Annotated in this window: 7 protein-coding genes; 3 read left to right on the top strand and 4 right to left on the bottom strand. The window is 70.9% G+C overall.

Going from position 1 to position 6,409, the window contains the following annotated elements:
• Positions 1 to 108: 108 nt before the first annotated feature.
• From ccmC to FKV24_RS10425, 4 genes are read right to left on the bottom strand one after another with little or no spacing between them, the layout of a single operon-like run.
• A complete protein-coding gene (ccmC, locus tag FKV24_RS10440; RefSeq protein WP_141482338.1) occupies positions 109 to 870 on the bottom strand; it encodes a heme ABC transporter permease CcmC in 762 nt (253 codons plus the stop codon).
• A gap of 41 nt (positions 871 to 911) precedes the next feature.
• Positions 912 to 1,598, bottom strand: coding sequence for a heme exporter protein CcmB (ccmB, locus tag FKV24_RS10435; protein ID WP_111266215.1), 687 nt, complete (start codon positions 1,596 to 1,598; stop codon positions 912 to 914).
• A 4-nt stretch (positions 1,599 to 1,602) separates the two neighbouring features.
• The gene (gene ccmA / locus FKV24_RS10430; RefSeq protein ID WP_141482337.1) at positions 1,603 to 2,316 is read right to left on the bottom strand and encodes a heme ABC exporter ATP-binding protein CcmA; all 714 of its coding nucleotides are present in this window, start codon (positions 2,314 to 2,316) and stop codon (positions 1,603 to 1,605) included.
• A 42-nt stretch (positions 2,317 to 2,358) separates the two neighbouring features.
• Positions 2,359 to 2,865: a DUF3293 domain-containing protein gene (locus FKV24_RS10425; protein ID WP_170288274.1), complete on the bottom strand. Its 507-nt coding sequence runs from the start codon at positions 2,863 to 2,865 to the stop codon at positions 2,359 to 2,361.
• 130 nt (positions 2,866 to 2,995) lie between these two features.
• Between FKV24_RS10425 and FKV24_RS10420 the strand changes: the two genes are divergently transcribed.
• The 3 genes from FKV24_RS10420 to FKV24_RS10410 all read left to right on the top strand — a co-directional run.
• Positions 2,996 to 4,156 carry a pyridoxal phosphate-dependent aminotransferase gene (locus tag FKV24_RS10420; protein ID WP_141482335.1) on the top strand — a complete coding sequence of 387 codons (1,161 nt, stop codon included), beginning with the start codon at positions 2,996 to 2,998 and terminating at the stop codon, positions 4,154 to 4,156.
• Positions 4,157 to 4,166: 10 nt separating this feature from the next.
• Positions 4,167 to 4,964, top strand: a complete 798-nt coding sequence (locus FKV24_RS10415; RefSeq protein WP_141482334.1) for an amidohydrolase — start codon at positions 4,167 to 4,169, stop codon at positions 4,962 to 4,964.
• A 48-nt stretch (positions 4,965 to 5,012) separates the two neighbouring features.
• Positions 5,013 to 6,409 (top strand): AsmA family protein (locus FKV24_RS10410; RefSeq protein ID WP_484502557.1); only part of this gene is annotated, 1,397 nt, incomplete at its 3' end.

Here is a 6,409-nt window from a genome sequence, read left to right as displayed (position 1 = left end):
GGCGGGCCCGGCCGAGCGCACGGCGGATCTGCAGTTGCGGCGCCAGCCAGTCCCAGGCCATCACCACCGCGAACACCGCGTAGGCGGCTGCCACGTAGCCGAGGTAGCTCATCGACGCGCCTCCGTGGCCGGCGCCACCAGCGCGCCGACCCAGGCCTTGCCCGATTCGCGGAGCAGGTTGTCGGCGCGGGCGCGGGCGAGCAGGGAGCCCAGGAACCAGAACTTGCTGCCGAGCACGACCCAGATCAGCGGCCAGACCATGCTCGAGTCCATGCTCGACTCGCCGAACATGCGGATGGTCTGTCCCTGGTGCAGGGAGTTCCACCACACCACCGAATAGCGGATCACCGGCAGCAGCACCACGCCGACGATCGCCAGCAGGCCGGCGGCACGGGCGGCCGCGCGGCGGTCGTCGATCGCGTGGTAGAGGCCGATCACGCCCAGGTACATGAACAACAGCACCAGCTCGGTGGTCAGGCGCGGGTCCCAGTCCCACCAGGTGCCCCACATCGGCTTGCCCCAGATCGAGCCGGTGGCCAGGGTGATGAAGGTGAAGGCGGCGCCGATCGGCGCGCAGGCCATCGCCAGGATCTCGCACAGCTTGATCCGCCAGATCAGCGCGATCGCCGCATAGAAGGCCATCGCGCCGTAGACCGCCAGGCTCATCCAGGCGCTGGGCACGTGGATGTAGAGGATCCGGAAGCTGTCGCCCTGCTGGTAGTCGGCCGGCACCTGGAACAGGCCGCCGTAGAGCCCGACCGCCATCATCAACAGGCCGATGCCATGGCCCCACGGCGCCCAACGCGCGGCGAAGCGGTCGAAGTAGGGCGGAGAGCCGAGTTTGTGGAACCACAGGACGATCGGATTCATTTGCGTCTGTCCGCTCCCATGCCGGGCAGGGGAGGTGGGCGTCAGTTCAATGCGATGCGGATCGCGGCGGCTGCCGCCATCGGCGCCAGCAACACCGCCAGGACCAGTCCGGCGGCCAGCAACAGCATCGCGCCCGCGACGTCGTGTCCCTGGGCGGCGGCGGTGACACTGCCCGCGCCGAACACCAGGACGGGCACGTACAGGGGCAATGCCAACAAGGCGACCAGTATACCGGAGCGCCTCATCCCCACCGTCAGCGCGGCGACCACCGCGCCGATCAGGCTCAGCAGCGGGGTCCCCAGCGCCAGCGAGGCCAGCAGCACCGGCAACTGGCCGCGCGGCAGGTGCAGCATCTCGCCCAGCAGCGGCGCGGCCAGCAGCAGCGGCAGCGCGGTGGTGGCCCAGTGCATCGCGGTGCGCACCCCGACCAGCCAGGCCAGCGGTACCGGCGCCAGCATCCACTGTTCCAGCGAGCCGTCCTCGGCATCGCCCCGGAACAGGCTGTCGAGCGACAACAATCCGGCCAACAGAACCGCCAGCCACAGCACGGCCGGGGCGACCCGGGCCAGGGTCGCCGGCTCGTTGCCCAGCGCCAGCGCGAACAGCACCACCATCAGCAGGGCGAACAGGGCCGGCTGCAGGGCGTCGCCGCGACGCCGCCAGACCAGGCGCAGGTCGCGCACGATCAGGGCGCGCGCGGACTGGATGAGGCCTACTTCGACGTCCATGCCCTCAGCCCTCCGTCCGCGGAGCGCCGTCGCGCCCCCGCCGGTCCAGCACCAGCAGCCGGGTACGCACCGGCGGCGCGGCATAGGCGCCGTGGGTGGTGACCAGCGAGGCGCCCCCGGCGTCCAGGTGCGCGCGAACCATCCGGTTGACCAGTTCGATGCCTTCCAGGTCGAGATTGGCGTAGGGCTCGTCCATCAACCACAGCGGTGCCGGCGACAGCCACAGCCGCGCCAGCGACAGGCGTTTCTTCTGACCGGCGGAGAGTTGGCGGCTCAGCGCCTCCTCGTAGCCGCCCAGCCCGACCACCTCCAGTGCGCCTTCGATGGTCTGGCTGCCGCGCTGGCCGTGCAGGCCGCACAGGTGCTGCAGGTTCTCGACCACGCTGAGGTCGGCCTTCAGCCCCGGCAGGTGGCCCAGGTAGGCGAGCGCGCGGGCGCGCAGCAGCGGTTCGGCGGCTTCGCCACGGATCGCGACCTCGCCGGCATCGGCCCGCAGCAGGCCCGCCAGCACCCGCAGCAGGGTGGTCTTGCCGGCGCCGTTGTCGCCCTGCACCAGCAGTGCCTCGCCGGTGGCGACCGCGAAACCCAGCGGGCCGAACACCGGCAGGTCGTTGCGCGAGAAACGCAGGCCACGCACCTCCAGCAAGGCCGGTTCGGTTGGCGCGGAAGGCCGCGGGCGGGCATCCGCTGGCGCGGTGGTTCGGTCGGGTCGGGTCATCAGGCGGCGGCGGGCGGCCGCTGTGGCCGCGAAGCGGACATTCTACGGGATGGCGTCGGCGGTCCGGTCGCCGTCGGCTCCGCTCCGCCAGTCCACGCATGGCCGGTCGGCGCAGTCGCCGGGCCGTTGCAGCATCATCCGCAGCCGCACCGGTTCGCCGTGTTCCCAGTGCAGCACGCCGGCCTGGCCGAACTCGCCGGCGAGGGCGTCGAGCGTGCTCGGGTCGACGTCGGCGATCAGCCAGCCGGATTCGCGCCACTGGCGGTCGTGGTCGCTGGCCCAGGCCGGGTGGAAGGACAGATCCAGCACCTGCATGCGGGCGACCAGGCGGGCGTCGGCGAGATTGTTGGCTTCCTCGGACAACGGGCGCGAGGCCGGATTCCAGGCGGTGATGAAGGCGTAGCGGCGCGCCGCCCAGTAGGCCTCGACGTCGCCGGCGCTCGCGCCGACGCGCAACGGGATCGCGTCGCCGTCCAGCACCACCGCATAGTGGGCCGCGGCATAGGCGGCGGCCAGTTCGCAGGCATCGACCACGTGGAGCTCGCGCATGCGCGCAGTGTCGCGGTAGTCGCGCCCGGCTGCAACATCCGCGCTGGGCAGGGCCGGGCGGCACGGCGGAAACATCCCCGATCGCCACGATTCCGTACACTCGGAGGCCCCACCGACACCCCCGCGAGCGATGACCCCCGAGACCAAGCTGCCGAAGGTCGGCACCACCATCTTCACCGTGATGTCGCAACTGGCCGCCGAGCACCGCGCGGTCAATCTGGGACAGGGTTTTCCGGACTTCGAGGTGCCGGCGCGACTGGTCGAGGCGCTGGACCGGGCGATGCGCGCCGGCCTCAACCAGTACGCGCCCGCTCACGGGCTGCCGGTCCTGCGCGCGGCGATCGCCGCCAAGACCGAGCGCTGCTACGGCCACCGTCCCGACGCCGATGCCGAGATCACCGTGACCTCCGGCGCCAGCGAAGCGATCTTCGACGCGATCCATGCGGTGGTGCGTCCGGGCGACGAGGTGATCGTGCTCGACCCGTGCTACGACTGCTACGAACCGGCGATCGATCTGGCCGGCGGTATCGCCGTGCACGTGCCGCTGGGGCGGGACGGTGGCCCGACCGGCTTTGAGCCGGACTGGTCGCGGATCAGCGCGGCGATCACCCCGCGCACCCGGATGCTGATGATCAACACCCCGCACAATCCGTCCGGGGCGATGCTCGGTGCGGACGACATCGCCCAGCTGACCGCGCTGCTGCGCGACACCGGCATCGTGCTGCTGTCGGACGAGGTCTACGAGCACATCGTGTTCGACGGTGCCCGCCACGAATCGGTGCTGCGCCACCGCGAGCTGCGCGAGCGCGCCTTCGTGATCTCCAGTTTCGGCAAGACCTACCACTGCACCGGCTGGAAGGTCGGCTACTGCATCGCGCCGCCGGCGTTGACCGCCGAGTTCCGCAAGGTGCACCAGTACAACACCTTCTGCACCTTCACCCCGGCGCAGGCCGCCTTCGCCGAGATGATCGAGGCCGAGCCCGCGCATTACGAGCAACTGGGCGCGTTCTACCAGGCCAAGCGCGACCGTTTCCGCGAACAGCTGCTGACCACCCGGCTCAAGCCGTTGCCGGTGCCGGGCGGCTATTTCCAGCTGGTCGACTACTCGGCGGTCAGCGACCTCGACGATGCCGCGTTCTGCCGCTGGCTGACCGAGCACAAGGGCGTCGCCGCGATCCCGCTGTCGCCGTTCTACCAGGCGCCGCCGGCCGGCCAGCGCCTGGCGCGGCTGTGCTTCGCCAAGAACGAGGCGACCCTCGACGAGGCGATCGCCCGCCTGCAGACGCTTTGAGGACCCGAGCATGGACAATCTGCGCATCTCCCTGATCCAGGGCGACACCCGTTGGCACGATCCCGAGGCCAACCGCGAGTACTACGGCGGACTGATCGCGCCGTTGCATGACATCACCGATCTGGTACTGCTGCCGGAAACCTTCACCAGCGGCTTCTCCAACGACGCGATCGAGCGCGCCGAGGACATGGACGGCCCGACCGTGGCGTGGATGCGCGAGCAGGCGGCGAAGATCGGCGCGGCGATCACCGGCAGCGTGCAGTTGCGGGTCGGCGACCAGGTCTTCAACCGGATGCTGTTCGTGACCCCGGACGGCGGCATCCGGCACTACGACAAGCGCCACCTGTTCCGCTATGCCAACGAGCACCAGCGCTATGCCGCCGGCCGCGAGCGGCTGACGGTGGAGTGGAAGGGCTGGCGGATCTGTCCGCAGGTCTGCTACGACCTGCGCTTCCCGGTGTTCGCGCGCAACCGCTACGACGTCGAGCGGGCCGACGCGCTCGACTACGACCTGCTGCTGTTCGTCGCCAACTGGCCGGCCGCGCGCGCCTACCCGTGGAAGACCCTGCTGCGGGCGCGGGCGATCGAGAACCTGTGCTACGTCGCCGGACTCAACCGGGTCGGCAGCGACGGCAACGGCATTCACTACTCCGGCGACAGCGCGGTGATCGACTTCCTCGGCCACCCGGTCAGCGAATGCACCGACGAGGAAGTCGTGGTCACCACCACCCTGCAGGCGTCGGAACTGGCCGCGCATCGCGAACGGTTCCCGGCGATGCTCGACGGCGACAGCTTCCAGTTGCGCTGACAGCCAGCGCCAGCCGGCCGCGCCGGTCGGCTCGGCTATGCTCGCGCCATGGTCGAGATATCCGAACGGTCCCCATCACGCCGGCGTGCTGCACGCCTGTTGCGCCGCGCCGGCATCGTCCTGGCCGCTGCTTATCTGGTCTACCTGCTGCTGGGCAACCTGTTCCTCAACACCGCGCTGGCGCCTTGGGCGATCAATCGCAAGCCCGAGCGCTTCCAGTTGCACTGGCAGGCCGGGTTGACCGCCTGGCCGGGCCAGGTGTCGCTGTGGGATCCGCGATTGCAGGGCCACACCGGCAACGTGACCTGGTCGCTGCACGCGCGCCGCGCCGATGGCCGGATCGCGCTGTTGCCGTTGCTTGAGAAGGAACTGCGGTTCCCGTCGATCGAGGTCGCCGATGTCGAGGCGGCGCTGGACCGCGTCGACCGGCGTCTGGAGCCGGCCCCGGCACGGCCGGGTGGATGGCGCCTGCGCTTCGATCGTATCGCCAGCGACAGCGTGCGTGGCGCCCGCTTCGGCACGCTGAGGCTGGATGGCGAGGGGCAGGCCACGCTCGGCCTGTACAAGCAGTTGCGGGGCGGTCCGCTGGAGCTGACCCCGTCGCGGGTGCGCTTCGAGCGCGCGCGCCTGTCGCTCGCCGACGACACGCTTTTGGACGAGGCGGTGCTGGAGGCGGATTTTTCGATCGACCGGCACACCCGCGAACAGGCCAGCGGTCTGCGCAAACTGCTCGAGACCGAGCTGGAGCTGTCGGTGGAAGGGCGGACCAGCGCCTTGCAGGTGCAGCGCAGCGGCCCGCAACGCCTGAGCCTGAAGCCGGTGCCGGCCGCGGGCCATGGCCGGGTCGGCGGGCGGATCGGGTGGAATCGCGGCGCACTGGCGCCGGGCGGGCGGCTGGACTGGAGCGCGCCGGTGTCGATGGCCTCGCGCGACGGCCAGGCGACCCTGCAGCTTGGCGTGGAGGTCGACGACGACATCCGGTTGCGCATCGATCTGCCCAGGCAGGTCGACGAGAACGGCGATGCGCTGGCGGTCGACGCGCGCTTGCGGATCGAGGGCACCGAGGTGCCGTTGGAGGACCCGCGCAGCCTGATACCGCGGACGTCCGGACACCTGGTCGGCAGTTGGCAGTTGGCCTCGCTGGACTGGCTGGGCACGTTCTTCGCCGATGCGCCGTGGCTGGCGCTGGAGGGGGCCGGACGCGTCGACGCCGATCTGCGTCTGGTCGATGGCGCCCCCGCGGCCGGCAGCCGCGTCGAAGTGCCGGGCGTCGACGTCAGTGTCGACCTGATGGGCAACCGGGTCCAGGGCCGCGCCCGCGCGCTGGGCACCCTGCAGGGGGATGAGGACGCCGGGGCCGGTGGGGTGCGCCCGCGGCTGGAGCTGAATCTGGAGCGCTTCTCGATCACCGCCGACAAGGGCCGCGGCGCGCGCTACGTCGAGGG

The organism is Marilutibacter maris (assembly GCF_006546735.2).
GTDB lineage: Bacteria > Pseudomonadota > Gammaproteobacteria > Xanthomonadales > Xanthomonadaceae > Marilutibacter > Marilutibacter maris.
This window is presented reverse-complemented; position numbering and strand designations above follow the sequence as displayed.

Excerpts from the sequence above, each read along its gene's own strand:
- ccmA (WP_141482337.1), bottom strand. The coding sequence starts at position 2,316 with ATGACCCGACCCGACCGAACCACCGCGCCAGCGGATGCCCGCCCGCGG.
- FKV24_RS10415 (WP_141482334.1), top strand. The coding sequence starts at position 4,167 with ATGGACAATCTGCGCATCTCCCTGATCCAGGGCGACACCCGTTGGCAC.
- ccmC (WP_141482338.1), bottom strand. The coding sequence starts at position 870 with ATGAATCCGATCGTCCTGTGGTTCCACAAACTCGGCTCTCCGCCCTAC.
- ccmB (WP_111266215.1), bottom strand. The coding sequence starts at position 1,598 with ATGGACGTCGAAGTAGGCCTCATCCAGTCCGCGCGCGCCCTGATCGTG.
- FKV24_RS10420 (WP_141482335.1), top strand. The coding sequence starts at position 2,996 with ATGACCCCCGAGACCAAGCTGCCGAAGGTCGGCACCACCATCTTCACC.
- FKV24_RS10425 (WP_170288274.1), bottom strand. The coding sequence starts at position 2,865 with ATGCGCGAGCTCCACGTGGTCGATGCCTGCGAACTGGCCGCCGCCTAT.